Source organism: Mycetocola zhadangensis, assembly GCF_003668565.1.
In the GTDB taxonomy this organism is placed as follows: Bacteria; Actinomycetota; Actinomycetes; order Actinomycetales; family Microbacteriaceae; genus Mycetocola_A; species Mycetocola_A zhadangensis.
Genome location: NZ_RCWJ01000001.1, coordinates 1,091,488 through 1,107,832, shown reverse-complemented (window position 1 = coordinate 1,107,832; position 16,345 = coordinate 1,091,488). Strand labels below are relative to the sequence as shown.

14 protein-coding genes and 1 tRNA gene are annotated in these 16,345 nt (G+C 62.1%); 3 read left to right on the top strand and 12 right to left on the bottom strand.

Annotated elements, in window-relative coordinates; all coding sequences use genetic code 11:
- Positions 1–31: 31 nt before the first annotated feature.
- The 8 genes from D9V28_RS05325 to D9V28_RS05290 form a co-directional block, all read right to left on the bottom strand.
- Positions 32–2,455 (bottom strand): DEAD/DEAH box helicase, encoded by a 2,424-nt coding sequence (locus D9V28_RS05325; RefSeq protein WP_121658608.1) that lies wholly within the window; start codon positions 2,453–2,455, stop codon positions 32–34.
- Complete coding sequence (tatC, locus tag D9V28_RS05320; RefSeq protein ID WP_121658607.1) at positions 2,452–3,201, bottom strand: twin-arginine translocase subunit TatC; 750 nt, start codon at positions 3,199–3,201, stop codon at positions 2,452–2,454. The genes D9V28_RS05325 and tatC overlap by 4 nt, the downstream gene beginning before the upstream one ends.
- A gap of 47 nt (positions 3,202–3,248) precedes the next feature.
- A complete protein-coding gene (gene tatA / locus D9V28_RS05315) occupies positions 3,249–3,518 on the bottom strand; it encodes a twin-arginine translocase TatA/TatE family subunit (RefSeq protein WP_121658606.1) in 270 nt (89 codons plus the stop codon).
- A 52-nt stretch (positions 3,519–3,570) separates the two neighbouring features.
- On the bottom strand, positions 3,571–4,578 hold the full coding sequence (locus tag D9V28_RS05310; protein ID WP_220700468.1) for a helix-turn-helix transcriptional regulator: 1,008 nt from the start codon (positions 4,576–4,578) through the stop codon (positions 3,571–3,573).
- Positions 4,571–5,614 (bottom strand): helix-turn-helix transcriptional regulator, encoded by a 1,044-nt coding sequence (locus D9V28_RS05305; RefSeq protein ID WP_121658605.1) that lies wholly within the window; start codon positions 5,612–5,614, stop codon positions 4,571–4,573. The genes D9V28_RS05310 and D9V28_RS05305 overlap by 8 nt, the downstream gene beginning before the upstream one ends.
- 65 nt (positions 5,615–5,679) lie before the next feature.
- The gene (locus D9V28_RS05300) at positions 5,680–6,615 is read right to left on the bottom strand and encodes an FKBP-type peptidyl-prolyl cis-trans isomerase (protein WP_183086426.1); all 936 of its coding nucleotides are present in this window, start codon (positions 6,613–6,615) and stop codon (positions 5,680–5,682) included.
- Between the two features lie 97 nt (positions 6,616–6,712).
- Positions 6,713–7,897: a tRNA (adenine-N1)-methyltransferase gene (locus D9V28_RS05295; protein ID WP_121658603.1), complete on the bottom strand. Its 1,185-nt coding sequence runs from the start codon at positions 7,895–7,897 to the stop codon at positions 6,713–6,715.
- Complete coding sequence (locus tag D9V28_RS05290; RefSeq protein WP_229727728.1) at positions 7,894–8,577, bottom strand: HAD family hydrolase; 684 nt, start codon at positions 8,575–8,577, stop codon at positions 7,894–7,896. Before D9V28_RS05290 ends, D9V28_RS05295 begins: the two co-directional genes overlap by 4 nt.
- Positions 8,578–8,680: 103 nt before the next feature.
- Between D9V28_RS05290 and D9V28_RS05285 the strand changes: the two genes are divergently transcribed.
- Positions 8,681–9,598 (top strand): proteasome assembly chaperone family protein, encoded by a 918-nt coding sequence (locus D9V28_RS05285; RefSeq protein ID WP_371869990.1) that lies wholly within the window; start codon positions 8,681–8,683, stop codon positions 9,596–9,598.
- A 71-nt stretch (positions 9,599–9,669) separates the two neighbouring features.
- Here D9V28_RS05285 and mshC read toward each other — a convergent pair whose 3' ends face one another.
- From mshC to D9V28_RS05270, 3 genes are read right to left on the bottom strand one after another with little or no spacing between them, the layout of a single operon-like run.
- Positions 9,670–10,914 (bottom strand): cysteine--1-D-myo-inosityl 2-amino-2-deoxy-alpha-D-glucopyranoside ligase, encoded by a 1,245-nt coding sequence (gene mshC / locus D9V28_RS05280; protein WP_121658602.1) that lies wholly within the window; start codon positions 10,912–10,914, stop codon positions 9,670–9,672.
- A 22-nt stretch (positions 10,915–10,936) separates the two neighbouring features.
- A complete protein-coding gene (locus D9V28_RS05275) occupies positions 10,937–11,791 on the bottom strand; it encodes an undecaprenyl-diphosphate phosphatase (protein ID WP_121658601.1) in 855 nt (284 codons plus the stop codon).
- Positions 11,792–11,815: 24 nt separating this feature from the next.
- The gene (locus D9V28_RS05270) at positions 11,816–13,168 is read right to left on the bottom strand and encodes a M20/M25/M40 family metallo-hydrolase (protein WP_121658600.1); all 1,353 of its coding nucleotides are present in this window, start codon (positions 13,166–13,168) and stop codon (positions 11,816–11,818) included.
- Between the two features lie 119 nt (positions 13,169–13,287).
- Between D9V28_RS05270 and D9V28_RS05265 the strand changes: the two genes are divergently transcribed.
- A tRNA-Leu gene (locus D9V28_RS05265) sits at positions 13,288–13,371 on the top strand.
- A 207-nt stretch (positions 13,372–13,578) separates the two neighbouring features.
- Here D9V28_RS05265 and D9V28_RS05260 read toward each other — a convergent pair.
- Complete coding sequence (locus tag D9V28_RS05260; RefSeq protein WP_229727761.1) at positions 13,579–15,378, bottom strand: DEAD/DEAH box helicase; 1,800 nt, start codon at positions 15,376–15,378, stop codon at positions 13,579–13,581.
- Positions 15,379–15,507: 129 nt separating this feature from the next.
- On the opposite strand from D9V28_RS05260, the gene D9V28_RS05255 reads away from it, so the two are divergent.
- Positions 15,508–16,344: an SGNH/GDSL hydrolase family protein gene (locus D9V28_RS05255; RefSeq protein WP_121658907.1), complete on the top strand. Its 837-nt coding sequence runs from the start codon at positions 15,508–15,510 to the stop codon at positions 16,342–16,344.
- Position 16,345 lies beyond the last annotated feature (1 nt).

Here is a 16,345-nt window from a genome sequence, read left to right as displayed (position 1 = left end):
CCCAGCCTAGATCGTCGATCGAGCGCCAACCTCACACGGAGCTGTACGCGACGATTCCGCGCCGGATCGCTTCAAGAGCCTTGCGGGCATTGCGCCCGACTCCCCCATCGGCAACAAGCGACAGTTGGTCGAGCAAGTCGATCGTCTGTTTCGTCCAACGCACGAAGTCTCCGGCAGCCATGTCGGCATCGAGCAGCACAGCGTTGAGCGTAGACCCGCGCGCCCACTTGTGCATCGCGATAGCGAGCCCCGTGGCGAGAGGCTCACTGCCTGGAAGCCGGTGGTCCTGTTCGGTATCGTCGAGCCGGGCCCACAAATCCTGAGTCTTGTCGAGAGCAACACGGAAAGCGCCGCGAGGCAAGAACCGTTCGGGCACCTGGCCCTCATCACGTCGCGGTTCGAACACGATACAGCTCGCCATCGCCGCAAGGCTGGCTGGATCGAGATCATTCCAGAGTTTCCGATGCAGAGCCTCGGCGACGAGCAAATCGCGTTCTCCGTAGATCCGCTTCAGGGTCCGCCCCGCCGAGCTCAACTCGAGTTGTCCGTCAGCGTTCGGAAGCAAATACCCATACTCGACGAGAACGTCGGTGACCCGATCAAAGATCTTGGCGACAGCGCCTGTGCGTGTCGCGATCTGTCGGGTGAGCTGGTCGGTTTGCTTCTTGAGTCGGAAGTACCGTTCGGCCCAGCGTGCGTGATGTTCCCGCTCGGGGCAACTGTGGCACGGGTGAGCCGAGAGCCGCTTCCGCAATCCATTCACCCTGCGCTGGCGCTTCTCGCGGTTCGCTCGCGTGGAATTGTCGGCTTGAGCGGCTCCGCGCTCCAGATCTGTGAGTTCACGCCTCATTGAGGCGTACTCGCGGAAGTCACCAAGATGACAGGTCATCGACTCCGCGTACTTCGTCAGCGACGCTTCCTGCTCCCGCACCTTGCGCGCGATTCCCACAACCGCCCGGTCTGCCTGGAACTGAGCGAACGATGACTCCAGGATTTCGCGTGTACGTTCGCGTCCGAACTGGTCGATCAGGTTCACGGCCATGTTGTACGTCGGCTTGAAGCTGGAGTTCAGCGGGTAGCTTCGACGCGAAGCGAGGGAAGCGACCGACTGCGGGTGCAGCCCCTCCTGCCAGGCGACGACAGCGTGGCCCTCAACGTCGATTCCGCGACGGCCAGCGCGACCGGTGAGCTGGGTATACTCCCCCGGAGTGATCGGCACACGCGCTTCGCCGTTGAATTTTTCCAGCTTCTCCAGCACGACGGTTCGCGCAGGCATGTTGATTCCAAGCGCGAGCGTTTCCGTCGCGAAAACTGCCTTGACAAGCTTCTTGCGGAACAGCTCCTCGACGACCTCTTTGAATGCAGGCAGCATGCCGGCGTGATGGGCGGCGACGCCACGTTCGAGTCCTTCGAGCCACTCCCAATAACCGAGCACTGCAAGATCTTCGTCCGGAAGCTGCGAACAGCGGTCCTCAACGATCGCGCGGATCTCGTCTCGTTCGTGAACGTCGGTGAGACGGATGCCTGAACGCAGCACCTGCGTTACCGCCTGGTCACAGCCCACCCGGCTAAAAATGAAGAAGATGGCCGGCATCAGATGGTGTTCATCGAGGAGGCGGATAACGTCGCCTCGATCGACGCGCTGCGCCGGCCGCCGGCCGCCCTTTGCGTTATAGCGGGAGACGTCGCCGTACTGCTTTGAGTTGAGGTTGCGCCCGCCGAACTGAGCCATCCGCACCAACTCGGGGTTGACCTGCGATGTCTCGGCCAGCGTTGGGGCCGCAAAAAGATCGATCAGTTTGCCGCGCATGAGAACGTGCTGGTCGAGCGGGACCGGCCGTTCCTCGGAGACGATGACCTCGGTGTGTCCGCGAACCGCTTGAAGCCAGTCGCCGAACTCCTCAGCGTTCGACACGGTCGCGCTGAGCGAGACCATCCGAACGGCCTCTGGGAGATGGATGATGACTTCTTCCCATACTGCTCCACGGAACCGGTCCGCGAGATAGTGCACCTCGTCCATAACGACGTAAGCGAGGTCAACGAGCAGGTCAGAATCCGCATAGAGCATGTTGCGGAGGACTTCCGTCGTCATCACGACAACGCGGGCCTTCGCATTGATGTTCGTGTCACCCGTGAGCAGGCCGACAGAATCTGCCCCGTACTCGGCGACGAGCTCCCCGAACTTTTGATTGCTCAGCGCCTTCATGGGCGCCGTATAGAAGACTTTCCCGCGCGGACTTTGCATGGCCGCGAAGATGGCGAACTCGGCAACGATCGTTTTTCCTGCACCCGTCGGAGCGGCGACAAGGACACTGTTTCCCGCTTCGATGCTCGCACACGCCTCGAGCTGGAACGGGTCGAGGTCGAACCGTTGTTTTTCGCGGAAGGCGTCGAGCAGAGGCGTTTTACGTCGGGAAGCCGCGTATCGTTCCGCGGGGCTGAGGTCTGCGGTCACAAAGCCAATTCTGCATCAAGTGCGGCCTGGCGTTTCGCCGCACGGCGATCATGGACCCACGCGATGCCATATGAGGCGAAGTAGAGCACCACCATCGGGATGGCGAGAACGAACATCGAAATGACATCGGCAGCTGGAGTTGCGATGGCGCAGAACAGGACGATCACCAGGATGGCAATGCGCCACGACTTGATGATTGTCGCCGCACTCAGCACTCCAACGAAGTTGAGCAGCACCAGGAAGACCGGTACAACGAACGCGATCCCTACCGCAAGAAGCAGTTTCAGAACGAAGTCGAAGTAGGTTCCGGCGTTGAAGAAGTTCGATGAGTTCGCCGGTGTGAATCCGACCATGAGTTCCACGATGTGAGGCATGACCCACCACCCGGCGGCGCAACCGGCGAGAAACAGCGGGACAGCGCTCAACAGGAATCCGAGAGCGTACCCGATCTCCTTGCGTGTGAGTCCGGGGACCAGGAAAGCCCAGATTTGATAAAGCCAGATCGGACTCGAGGCCACAATGCCGAGTGTCAGCGCGACTTTCATCCGCAGGTCGAATGCGCTCGTGACAGCGTCGAAGTTAAGAAGTGCCTGGCCGCGGTCGTCGGCAATCTCGGTGATCGGCGCGGCCATCTGGTCGATAGCCCATTCGGAAAAAACGAATCCAGCAATCATGGCGACGACAACGCCTGCGGCGATGATGAAAAGACGTTTCCTCAGTTCGATGAGGTGCGCGCCGAGCGACATCCGCCCATCAGAGCGCTTTCGCCCGGTGGTGCTCTGTGTCACGAACCCTACGGTTTCGTGTGTGCGTCTTGCGAGCCAGGCGCCGCGGTCTCAGTCGGTGCCGGAGTTGGAGCGGCGGGAACCGAGGGTGTCGTTGCTGGCGGAATGGGAGCTGTCGCCTCTGGAGCGTCAGTCTTATCGCTCTTGATCTCGTTCTTGAAGATCTTCATCGACTGGCCGACGCTCTTGGCGAGAGCCGGGAGCTTCGGTGCTCCGAAGAGAAGGAGCACGAGGAATACGACAATGAGCAGGTGCCAGCCGGTGAGGTTTGCTAACATGATCCATCCTTTTGATCTGTGCTGTTGGCCAGAAGTTTAGCGTTATCCCACGCTAGCGTGGGATTCCTGTCTTATGGCTGGGCAAGCCGTTCTCGTCATATCTGTCGAGAGCAGCCTGTGCCCAGTCTGCCACGCGTGTTCGTGCGGATGCCGGGTCGACCACGGTAACGGCCCCGGCGAGTCCTGCGACGAGTCGCTTGAGACCGTGTGTGTGGGCGAGGTGAAGGGTAACTCGGGTGCGCGTAGCGCTGACGGGAGTCGGTGCTTCGGTTGTGAGGTAGTCCGCGATGAGCGGAAGGGCGTTACTGTCGAGTTCCACCACCACTGTGAGATCGGTGTCGCTTGGTTCAAACAGCTTGTCCCCGAGCGTGATCTCGCCGGCACGCGAGCTCACGGGCTCCGTCGTCCGGGACAGAGCGCTCATCCGGTCGAGTCTAAATGTTCGCGTGGCTTCTCGGACATGGTCCCAGCCACGCATGTACCAGTCCTCGTCGAGGGACTCCAGGCGAAGCGGATCGACCGAACGCCGCTCCAACGCGCCTCGGGAGTTGAGGTAGTCGAACTGGATGCGGAAACCTCCGGCCACAGCGTCACGAATAACGCTCACAAAGCCATCGACCTCCGACGAACTCACCGCCACCTCACTGGGAGTTCCAGATGCGCCATGTGACAACTTGGCAAGGAGCGAGACGAGCACGCCCCTGTCAGTCTGCTCAGGCAGGGACGACAGGTACTGCAGACCGGCGATGAGCGCGGCGGCCTCACGTGCGGAAAAGCGCGGGGAATCATCTATCGCCACGAGGTGCGTGATGACGATCTCATCCCGCTCATCCAGGAGATCCCAATCGATATCAAACAGATCTTCGTGCTGGTATGAACTGGTTTCGCCCGGCACACCGGAGACGGCGATGAGATTGACGGAGTCCCGAATCTGTGACTCGGTGACGCCGAAATGGCGCGCCGCTTCAGCAACGGAAACGCGTCCTTTGTCCATCAGGTATGGAACAAGAGCGAGCAGGAAGGCAAGCTTGTCCCTGCCATGCGGAGCAGCGCTAGCCACGATCGGACCCCTTGTCTGCGATGGGCTGGGTATCCCGGTGGCGCTCGACTGTGGTGTGATGCCTCGACAGCACCGCTGAACGGAGGCGGTCTGGCGTGAGTACCAGCACCTCTGGACCGTACCCGGCGAGCTCGTCGGCAAGCACATCAACATCCGTGTAGTGCAGTCGCAGTTCGTCGGCCCCAGCCGAGTCGAATCCCACCTGGGCGCGCTTAGAGAGCCGCGTGGCGGCATCCGTTCCTTGCTCAACTCGGATCACGGCCACCTGTGACTCCCACAGGGCATCAAGTTCGCGAAGTGACCGCTCAGCGTGTCCTGATAGCTCCGGTGGCACCCAGGTCTTCGACGTCGAGACGACCGGGCCCACGATGCGACTCAACAGGAACGTGCGGTTGTCGTCCACGTCTATATCGTGCGCGGATAGGTGCCAGCGGCCGCGGTGCTGCACGAGCGCCAGGGGCGCCACAGTTCGCGTCCTGCCGGCAGGCTCACCCGGTTTGAGATACGGGAACTTGACGATCGCGTGCTTGTCGAGGGCAACTCGAAGCGGGTCGAACGCGCTCTCCCGAATGCGAACCCGGGGCGCGTAACCGATGACAGGGTCGTCCGATTCGATCCCGAGCGAGTTGAGCTTGAGCATTGCCCTTTGCGACTCAGCCGACAGTGAACCCTGCCTCCAGACCGTCGCCGCGAGGGACAGCAGTGCAATCTCAGTCGGTGAGAACGTGATGTCGCTCGGCAGGTCGTATTCCCCTTTGGGAATGCGGTAGCGCATCGACTGGTTGTTACCCGGATCTCCGGGCTGATCCAAGGTTTCGAGCGGGATACCCAGCTCGCGAATGTCGTCTTTATCGCGCTCGAACTGCCGGTCGAGGCTCGCATTGTCGCCAAACTGTGAGTAGCGCTGGCGATACCCTTGAACCGTCGACAGAATCTCTGACTTGGTCAGGCCCTGCTCTGTGGCGAGGAGGGCGAGCACGAGGCTGAAGAGCCGTTCCTCGACGGGGACGGGCGCTGCAGCGGGGGGTTCTGACACAGCATCATCCTAGTTGCGTGCTCGATCCGGAGCGTCCCGGCTAGTCGCGGGCCGCCAGTTCTGGGTTAGTCGACTGTCCCGAGGATGTCGACGACGAAGACGAGGGTCGATCCGGGCGGAATGGAGCCTGCGGACTGGTCTCCGTAGCCGAGCTCCGGCGGAATGACAGCAATGATCTGGGAGCCGACCGTCTTGCCGTCAATCGCCGAAGCCAGGCCAGGGACGATTCCGTCGAGGCTGAAGACCGCGGGCGTGCCTTTGGTCCATGAGGAGTCGAAGATGCTGTTGTCTTCCCACAGGGCGCCCGTGTAGTGCACGACCACGCGGTCGTTCGCGGATACCTTTGCACCGTCACCGGTTTTGAGTGTGGCAACCTTCAGCTCGGTTGGTGCTTCAGATTTCGGGACGGTGATGCCAGGAGTTCCATCCGCGGCTGTGACGACACTCGGGAAACCGGACTGGAACACTGGCGTTCGTGCTCCATTGGCCTTAGCGAGGAACGAGTCGGTAATGTCGGCAACCATGACGATCGAGTCGTCGGGTGCGACGCGCAGCTGGGCGCTGCCAGCTTCGCCGAAGGCATCCGCCGGGCTCATTGTTGCGGCGATGCGCGATCCGACGGTGGCGCATTCGATGCTTGCAGCCATCCCCGGGAGCAACTGCGACGGCAGGTAGACGCCAGGCTCCGTATATGCGCCTTCCTCAACGGGCTCTCCCGTCGTTCCGTTGTAGAACGAGAAGCTCATCTCAACGAGCTGGTCTGCAGCGATCGGGGCACCGTCACCCTCGATGAGGGTGGACACCTGAGTCGAGACAGTCTTCAGCGGCGTCGGGAAGTCCACAGCGGGAGTCGTTCCGAGCTTGCCTGTCGCTTCCACAACGTTCGACGCGTCGCCGGAAGTGACCGGCGCCTCGCAGTCGCTGCCCGGCGCCTGGGCGCAGCCGGTGAGAGCGGTCAGGACGACCCCTGCGGTCAGGAGTAATGCGGGTGCCTTCTGCACGGTGCCTCTTTTTCGTACTGGAAAGTTCAGGGAGGGAATCGAGCCGGATGGCGTTCCCGAGAGAAGTCGGGTGCGCTGACGCTCACCCCGGGCCATCTTAGCCACGCGTCGTTTCGTCAGGCTCCGAATTTGCAGAGTCGCCCGTTACGGAGTCGAACGGTGCGGACCCGTGCATCCCTGTGTCAAGGCTCGACTGGTCTACGTCGGTGTCGGATTCCGTTGACTGTGACAAATCGGATGTCATCTGGTCGGAACCGAGACCCCTCGCCTTGGACAGTTCGGCTGAGTTGGCAACACTTCTCACACGCTTGCGCAGAATCTTGGCGCTGACATTCCGCTCACCCAATGCGCCGGGGGTCCACAATTCGACGTCTTCGTCACTGAAGTCGGACTTACTCGGCCGACGCTTGAGTTCCGGGAGAACCGCGCCGTCTGCCAGCTTGCGGGCGGTGATGAGGAAACCGGTGTGGCCGATCATTCGGTGGTCCGGTCGAACAGCAAGTCCTTCAACGTGCCAGCCGCGCACCATGGTCTCGCTCGAGTCGGGGTTGGTGAATCGTCCGGTTGCCCGAATGGCCTCGGCGACGCGGGACAGCTGGGTCACGGTGGCTACGTAGCAGAGGATCACTCCCCCAGGCTTCATCGCGTCGGCGCAGGCGTCAATGCATTCCCACGGCGCGAGCATATCGAGCACGACGCGGTCGACCGAGTTCGGTTCCATCGTGGTCGGAAGTGTCTCGGTGAGGTCTCCAACGGACACACGCCAGTTCTCGGGGTCGTAACCAAAGAACGTTGCGACGTTGCCTCGGGCAACATCCGCGAACTCGTCGCGCCGTTCGAACGACTCCAGGCGACCGGTCGGGCCGATAGCGCGGAGGATCCACAACGACAGGGCGCCAGAGCCGACACCGGCCTCGACAACGGTAGCTCCGGGAAAAATATCCGCCAGCCCCACGATCTGGGCAGCGTCTTTCGGGTAAATGATTGCCGCGCCACGCGGCATGGACATGACGAAGTCCACAAGCAAGGGTCGGAGGGCAAGGTACTCGATGCCGTCGGTGGTGGTAATGACCGATCCGTCTGGCAGCCCGATGATGGTGTCGTGGCTGACGATGCCTCGGTGAGTGTGGAATTCCTTGCCGGGCTCAAGGGTGATGGTGTTTCGCTTGCCCTTTGGCCCGGTGAGCTGGACCCGGTCTCCAATCCTGAACGGACCTGAGTTCTGGGGGCGCTCGTCGACAGGGGGCGGCGTGCCCGGGGTCGAAGAAGAGGTGTCTGTCATCGGGAAAGTCCTTCGTGTGCGCGTGCGCCCACAAGGGCGGCGAGGTCTGCACTCGTTTTGCCTGCGAGCGTTGGCCAGGTGGTGTGGGTGGGTGCCTCGTCGATCGAGACCGCGTGCGGGACAGCGACCGCGATGGTCCCCGCTGCGACGGCCGAGGCCAGACCGGCCCGTGAGTCTTCGATGGCGATGCAGTCGGCGATGTTGACGCCGAGCAGCCGTGCGGCTGTGAGATAGGGGTCGGGGTGGGGTTTGGGGTGCTCAACTTCATCACCGGTGACCAGGACGTCGAAGGCGTCAAAGGGGATGTGCGACACCACCTGCTCAGCCATTCTGCGAACAGACATGGTTACAAGGGCTGTTTTGATGCCGAGCGACCTGAGCTCCTCGAGCAGTTCCCGCGCTCCCGGGCGGAACGGAACCCCGTCGGTAGCGAGTCGGTTCTGAACCCGATTCGTGAGGTGATCGACGATGGCGTCCGCTGTCATGTCGACGCCGTGAGACTGGAAGACCTTGGCGGATTCCCAGAGGCCTGCGCCGACGAGGGTCATGGCATCCTCGTATGTCCAGGTGTGTCCGAAGGACTCAACCAGGTCTGTCTCCGCGGAGATCCAGTACGGCTCTGTATCGACGATGGTGCCATCCATGTCCCAGAGGACGGCGGCGGGAAGCTGTGTAGTCACGAGTTTCAATGCTACCTGTTGACGGACAGCGCCTATTCTGGAGAGAGGACAGGCGAGAGCCTGGAGTCACTGCAGCGAGGTCAACTCGTGGAATGGGGAACTTGTGCTGAATGGTCGGCTGCTCGTCGTGGCCTTTGAAGGCTGGAACGACGCTGGAGAAGCAGCCACAGGTGCGGTCCGTGTGCTGCAGGAGCAGCTTGACGTATCGCCGCTGTTCGTGATCGATCCCGAGTTGTACTACGACTACCAGTTCAACCGGCCGATGCTCGCGGCTGACGATGACGGACGGCGTCGCATCACCTGGCCGACCGCCACGATCTCCGGTCCAGCGAAGATGGCGGGGACCGACGAAGATCCCGCGCCCCTCGCAGATGATGCGGAACTGAGTGTCAGCGGCGCGAACGGCGCGAACATCTTCCTCCTCCTCGGCAGTGAGCCGTCCCGCAGCTGGAAGGCGTTCACCGCCGAGGTCATCGACGCCGCTCTCACGTACGACATTTCCACGATCATCTTCCTGGGCGCGATGCTCGCCGATGTGCCACACACCCGTCCCATCTCCATCTTCGCTTCGAGTGAAAACGATGAAATGCGCGGCGCGCTTGAACTGGAGAGAAGCAGCTACGAGGGTCCGGTCGGCATTCTGAGCGTTTTGGCTGAGGCGGCTGAGGACGCGGGCATTTCCACCCTCTCGATCTGGGCATCCGTCCCCCACTATGTCCACAATGCGCCGTCCCCCAAGGCGGTTCTGGCGCTCATCGACAAGCTCGAGGAGATCGTCGATGTCGTCATTCCTCGCGGCGACCTGGTTGAGGAGGCCGGCGAGTGGGAGAACGGTATCAACGTGCTTGCCGGTGACGACGAGGACATGGCGGCGTACATCGCGCAGCTCGAGCAGGCGCGCGACACCGTCGAGTCCCCTGAGGCAAGCGGCGAGGCCATCGCCAAAGAGTTTGAGCGCTACCTGCGCAAGTCATCAGACGGCAAGGGTGACGGCAGAAACGAACCTCCGACGCTTCGATAGCCGGAAGCTGCACCTGACGGAACGGTCAGGTGCAGCGACTCGCCGCCAGAGTCGTCAACGTCGCTGTGGTGTCACAACTCGACACCGAGCAAAGCGTTGATCGCACGTCGTACCAGTTCGGCGTCTGTCACTCCACGGCGGGCGGCCTCGTCGAGGATCGTCAACGCCTTCGGAGTGTCGAGGTCCACCCGTAGAGCCGCTCGGAGGTCCGCGAGCACGACGGCGGCATCGGCGCCGTCCGTTGCGTTATGGCCGAACGTCTGCTGCCATGCGGTGAGCCGCGCCGTTGCCGCTGAAAGCACCGAAGAGGTCCACTCCCAGTCGGAGCGGTAGTGATGGGCGAGAATTGCCAACCGGATCGACCTGGCGTCGACTCCATCATCGATCAGGCGCGAGACCAGAACCAGGTTGCCCAGCGACTTGGACATTTTCTCGCCCTGGTACGCCACGAGGCCCGCGTGGCTGTAAACGCGAGCAAGCGGGTGTCCGCTGAGCGCTGCTGCGTGGCCGGCACTCAGCTCGTGGTGCGGGAACACGAGGTCGGAGCCGCCACCCTGCACGGTGAAGTCTGTGCCGAGTTCCATTAGTGCGATGACTGAACATTCGATATGCCATCCGGGCCTGCCCGGGCCGACGCTGGAGGGCCAGCTGGGTTCCGTGTCGCGGGCCGCTCGCCACAGGAGCGGATCGAGCCGGTGCCGCTTGCCCTCCCGGTCGGGGTCTCCCCCGCGCTCAGAGAAGAACCGCAGCATCGTCCCTGCGTCGTAATTGCTTACGTCGCCTAAAGCCCATGGTCCGAGTTCGGCAGCCTTCGCACTGTCGAAGTAGATGTCATCTCCGACGCTGGAGTCGGGTGTGGGAACCGGGTATGCCGCTCCGGCGACGAGCAGCCGCCTGACAGCCTCCGCGATCTCATCGAGCACTTCGGTTACGGCAACGTAATTTTCGGGGGGCAGGATGCTGAGCGCTTCCATGTCGCCGCGGAAGAGGTCGACCTGACTCTGTGCGAGGTCACGCCAGTCGACTCCTGTCGCCGCTGCGCGTTCGAGCAGCGGGTCGTCAATGTCCGTGATGTTCTGGGCGTAGTGCACCTCGAGGCCGGCATCGAGCCATACCCGCTGCAGGGTGTCGTAGGCCAGGTAGGTTGCCGCGTGTCCCATATGTGTGGCGTCGTACGGGGTGATTCCACAAACGTAGAGTCGTGCGATGTCTCCCGTGTGCGCCTCAACCAGGCCGTCAGTTGCTGTGTCGTACAGGCACGGTGCAAGCGATTCGCCGGGAAGAGTGGGGACGAGCGGTCTGTTCCATGCCTTCACTCGTCCAGCCTAAGCTGCGTTGCTATGCCGCGAGGACACCGGTGCCCAGCAGGCCGAAGAGAACGAGACCAAGCACGATGCGGTAGATGACGAAGGGCATGAAGCTTCGCTTCGAGATGTAGTTCATGAAGAACTTGATCACGAAGATCGCGACGATAAATGCGACAACAGTGGCGATCAGTGTTTCGAGGGGGCCGTAAATTTCGGGGATGCAGCCGGTCGCGCCCTCGACACACGGGTCGGCGACGGATTTGTAGATTTGGAAGAAGCCACTACCCAGTACGGCGGGGATGGCCAGGAGGAAGGCGTATCGGGCTGCGGCAGCTCGTTCATAGCCGAGGAAGAGTCCGGCGGTGATTGTTCCGCCCGACCGTGAAACACCAGGGATGAGCGCGAGGGCCTGGGCTAGTCCGAAGATGATGCCATGGCGGTATCCGAGGTTCTCGAGTTTGAGATTTTTACGGCCGATCCAGTCAGCGATGCCGAGCAGGATGCCGAAACCGATAAGCATCGATGCCGTAAACCACAGCGACCTGAGTGTCGTTTCGATCTGGTCCTGGAACAGCAAGCCGAGGATGACGATCGGGAATGAACCGATGATGATGAGCCAGCCCATGCGCGCGTCGGGATCATTCCGTGGGATCTTGCCCACGAGGGCCCGGCACCACGCCCCGATGATGCGGACGATGTCCTTCCAGAACAGGATGACGACGGCGAGTTCCGTACCGATCTGCGTGATCGCAGTGAAACGGGCACCTGGATCTCCGCCGGTTCCGAGGAACTCGCCGACAATGCGCAGGTGAGCGCTTGAGGACACTGGGAGGAATTCGGTGAGCCCCTGGACGAGGCCGAGAATTATCGCGTTCAGAATGTCCACGGAGAGAAAAGTCCTTGCTGTTCGTCAGTACGTGCGCAGCAGGTCGGTCAGGACCCGCCTGCCAAAGACTAATGCGTCCAGAGGAACCCGTTCGTCAACACCGTGGAACATCGCCGGAAAATCGAGGTCGGGTGGGAGCAAAAGCGGGGCGAAGCCGTAGCCGGTGATACCCAATTTCGAGAGCGCTTTATTGTCGGTGCCAGCGGGGAGCAGGTACGGGAGTACCTCGGCACCGGGATCGTGTTCGTGGAGTGTCGAGATGACCGCATCGATGAGCGGGCCGGAGAAGGTGTTTTCCAGGCCGACGTCGCGGTGCATCACCTCAATCTCGATGTCCGCGCCGACAAGCTCCTGGACGGCGGCGAGCACAGCGTCCTCTTGGCCGGGAAGAGAGCGGATATCGAGGAGTGCCTCTGCGGTGTCTGGGACCACGTTGTGCTTGTATCCGGCCGTCAAGACGGTCGGATTGGTCGTTGTGCGAAGGGACGCCTGGATGAAGCTGGACGCGGTCCCTGTGGCAAGCGCGAGTTCGTCCGGGCCGACCTTCTGCGGGTCGACATTGAGGATGCGGGCAATTTCGCCAAGCAATTCGGTTGTCGTGTCCGTCAGGCGAATCGGCCATTCCTGTCTGCCGACAGCAGCGACGGCCTCGGCCAGCCGTGTGACGGCGTTCTCCCGGACTACGCGCGAGCCGTGGGCTGCTGGGCCGCGCGCGATGAGCTTCACCCAGAGGAGCGCTTTTTCGCCCGTCTGCACGAGGTAGGCGCGCTTTCCACCCAGGGTGATCGAATATCCGCCAACTTCGCTGATCGCCTCTGTTGCTCCCTCGAACAAATCGGGTCTGGTGTCAACGAGGTAGTGAGAACCAAGCACTCCGCCGTTCTCCTCATCGGCGAAGAAGGCCAGGATCAGGTCCCGTGCGGGGCGTTCGCCGCTGCGGAGGATGTCCGCGACAGCGCTGAGGATCATGGCGTCCATGTTTTTCATGTCGACCGCTCCCCTGCCCCAGAGCATGCCATCCTGGATCACACCACCGAACGGGTCGACTGACCAGTTGCGCGCATCCGCAGGAACAACGTCGAGGTGTCCGTGAACGACGAGGGCGCCACGCGAGCTGTCGCGTCCGGCTACACGGGCGATGACACTTGTGCGGCCGGGTTCTGAGTCAATGAGTTCCGGTTCGAGGCCGAGGTCACGGAGGTAGCGGGCGACGTATTCCGCCGCGATGGTTTCACCCTTGGACTTGCCCCCGCCGTAGTTCGTGGTGTCCATTCGGATCAGGTCCCGAGCCAGTCGTACGGTCTCGTCGAGGCCCGCGTCGAGGTCCGCGTCGAAAGAAGCGGCAGTCGTGTCTGGCGTTTGCGCGTCAAAATCCATGTCTCAACGCTATCGGTGTCGGCAGGAACCGGGTGTGTACTTTGGCCCCCGAAAACCGTGCTAAAGTTTTCTCTCGGCAGGGTGCTTCGGTAGCTGGCCAGAAACAGAAACAAAACAATGCGCGGGTGGCGGAAATGGCAGACGCGCTAGCTTGAGGTGCTAGTGCCCTTACGGGCGTGGGGGTTCAAGTCCCCCTTCGCGCACATTGTGAAGAACTGTGTTGAGACAGTAGAAAAGCCGGGCCTTCGGGTCCGGCTTTTCGCTTTTAACTCTCGGTGACGGCCACGCTCAACGCCCCACGCTCTACAACCGTGATGGGGCGACCCCACCGAACCGGAACGTCATCGCAGGCCTAGGTATGCGCCCGATATCTCGTTCAGACTCGGGACGGGTCGATCCGGGTGTGAGCCCTAGCGCTTGCCGCTCATCTTTTTGCGCAGCCACTCGATGCGCGACTGCAGCTGGGTCACACTGGCCTGCTGGACAGCGGGCCCACCGCAGATCCGGCGGAGTTCGGCGTGCACCAGGCCGTGCGGTTGGTTTGTCGACTTCGCGTACAACCCGACGAGGCTGTTCAGGAGGCTCCGCTGCTCCTTGAGCGTGCGATAGAGCGGGGGCGGCACGTCGTCCGGCTTCTCGGCTGTCGCGGTCTGGGTTGGACCGCTGCGGGTCGACTGGCGTTTCGCCTGCCTCGCCTGGCGCTGCTTGAGCAGTTCGTGAACCTGCTCGGGTTCGAGCAGTCCCGGTAACCCGATGAAGTCGAGTTCTTCTTCGGTTCCCGGTTCGGCCCATTGGCCAAATTCATCGCCGTCATAGACCACGCGATCGAAGGTGGCCGACGAAGACATGGCCTCGTAGCGGAACTCCTCGCCGAGCGAGTCTGAGCCCTTGGAATCGCGGTTGGCCTCGGCGACCATCGCGTCCTCGGGGTTCCACATGTCACCTTCACCGCTGCCGTCGCTTTTGCGGTCGAGGGCATGGTCGCGCTCCAGTTCGAGCGCGTTGGCAAGGTTCATCAGGTTCGGTACATCTGGGAGGAACACAGAAGCGGTCTCACCCCGGCGCCGTGCCCGCACGAATCGACCAATCGCCTGGGCGAAGAACAACGGAGTGGATGCGCTGGTCGCGTAAACGCCGACGGCCAGCCGCGGTACGTCAACACCCTCAGACACCATGCGGACTGCAACCATCCATCGGCTGGTACCAGCCGAGAACTCGTCGATGCGATCCGACGATTCCTTCTCATCGCTGAGAACAACGGTCGGTGGTTCACCCGTGATGCCGTGGAGGATTTTTGCGTACGCGCGCGCGGCCGTCTGGTCGGTCGCGATCACAAGACCACCAGCATCTGGGATGCCATGGCGCACTTCGCTGAGGCGACGATCCGCCGCCTGCAACACCTGGGGAATCCACTCCCCTGCCGGGTCGAGCGCTGTTCGCCAGGCCTGGGAGGTGATGTCTTTGGTGTTGCCCTCACCGAGTCGCGCTTCCATCTCGTCACCGGCATTGGTGCGCCAACGCATGTGGCCTGCATAGACCATGAACATGACGGGGCGAACGACGCCGTCGGCCAGGGCGCGGCCGTAGCCATAGTTGTAATCGGTCAGTGAGGTGCGGATGCCATCTTTGTCTGGCAGGTAGCTGACGAACGGAATGGGTGCCGTGTCTGAGCGGAACGGTGTTCCGGTGAGCGACAGTCGGCGGGTTGCTGGTTCGAATGCTTCCCGGATAGCGTCGCCCCAGCTGAGAGCGTCACCGCCGTGGTGCACCTCGTCGAGGATGACGAGGGTGCGATGCGACTCGGTGATCTCCCTGTGCAGCGCAGCCCGGACGGCGACCTGGGCGTACGTGACCGCAACGCCGTGATAATGGCTACCGTATCTGCCGTCGCCATTTGAGAAGGTCGGGTCGAGTCGGATGCCAGCGCGATGCGCGGCATCCGCCCACTGCCTTTTGAGATGTTCCGTTGGTGCAACCACTGTGATGCGATCAACAGTTCGGCGGGCGAGCAGTTCTGCGGCAAGTCGAAGCGCGAACGTCGTCTTTCCTGCACCGGGGGTTGCTGCGGCCAGAAAGTCGCGCGGCTCGTGGACGAAGTACGCGGTGAGCGCTTCTTCCTGCCAGGCGCGGAGTTTGGAAACGGTTCCCCATGCCGCTCGTTCGGGGAATGTCGGGGAGAGATGTTCGGCCGCACTGGTTCCGATTCGGATGCCTGAAACTGCGTCTTCGGACTTTGGGATGTCCGTTTCGAACTCTGTACTCACTGGATACCAATCTACCCGACCGCCGACGAACCGAGAACCGTGAAGCGTCTGGAACGAGCGAGTACGATGCTTCGAATGGACGCACATGTATCGGACGGCATCGCGGAAATCGTTGAGCGGCCGCATCCCTGGTCGCGCTATGTGGCGATCGGAGACTCCTTCACCGAAGGCATCGGTGATCCTGAGCCGACGCTGCCGGACGGACACAGGGGCTGGGCAGATCGTGTCGCTGAGGTGCTCGCACAGGGCGTAGACGATTTTGCCTATGCCAATCTCGCCGTTCGCGGAAAACTGATCGCACAGATTGCCGCCGACCAGATCGAGCCGGCACTCGAGCTGAAGCCCGATCTCATCACGATTTCGGCAGGAGGCAATGACGTGCTCCGGCCGGGGACCGACCCTGACGTCATTGCGCAGAAGGTCGAAGACGCGGTCGCCCGCCTGTCGCGTGACGGAGCGACGATCGTTCTGTTCACCGGTGTGGACGTCGGATTCTCTCCTGTGTTGCGTACCCTTCGGGGCAAAGTCGCAATTTACAACGAGAACCTCCGGAAGGTGGCAGCGACGTACGACTGCGTGGTCGCCGACCAGTGGGCGCTGACGGAAGTTCAGGACGCACGGATGTGGTCGAGTGACCGGCTGCACCTCAACCCGCTCGGACACCACACGGTCGCGCGGATGGTGCTTGATGCCCTCGCTGTGCCCAACGATCTCGAGCCACTCAAGCCCGAACCCGTGCCGCAGTCGACCTGGCGGCACGCCAGAACCGAGGACCTGGTGTGGGCTCGCCAGTATTTTGTGCCGTGGGTGCTTCGGCGCCTGCGACACCAGTCATCGGGTGACTTCATCACAGCGAAGAGGCCTCAGGCGGAGAAATTTCTTCGGACAGGCGAGATTCCGACCGGAGACTGAC

Coding starts and splice junctions, on each gene's coding strand:
- tatC (WP_121658607.1), bottom strand. CDS start 3,201: ATGTCGCTCGGCGCGCACCTCATCGAACTGAGGAAACGTCTTTTCATC.
- tatA (WP_121658606.1), bottom strand. CDS start 3,518: ATGTTAGCAAACCTCACCGGCTGGCACCTGCTCATTGTCGTATTCCTC.
- D9V28_RS05295 (WP_121658603.1), bottom strand. CDS start 7,897: ATGACAGACACCTCTTCTTCGACCCCGGGCACGCCGCCCCCTGTCGAC.
- D9V28_RS05270 (WP_121658600.1), bottom strand. CDS start 13,168: ATGGATTTTGACGCGCAAACGCCAGACACGACTGCCGCTTCTTTCGAC.
- D9V28_RS05255 (WP_121658907.1), top strand. CDS start 15,508: ATGGACGCACATGTATCGGACGGCATCGCGGAAATCGTTGAGCGGCCG.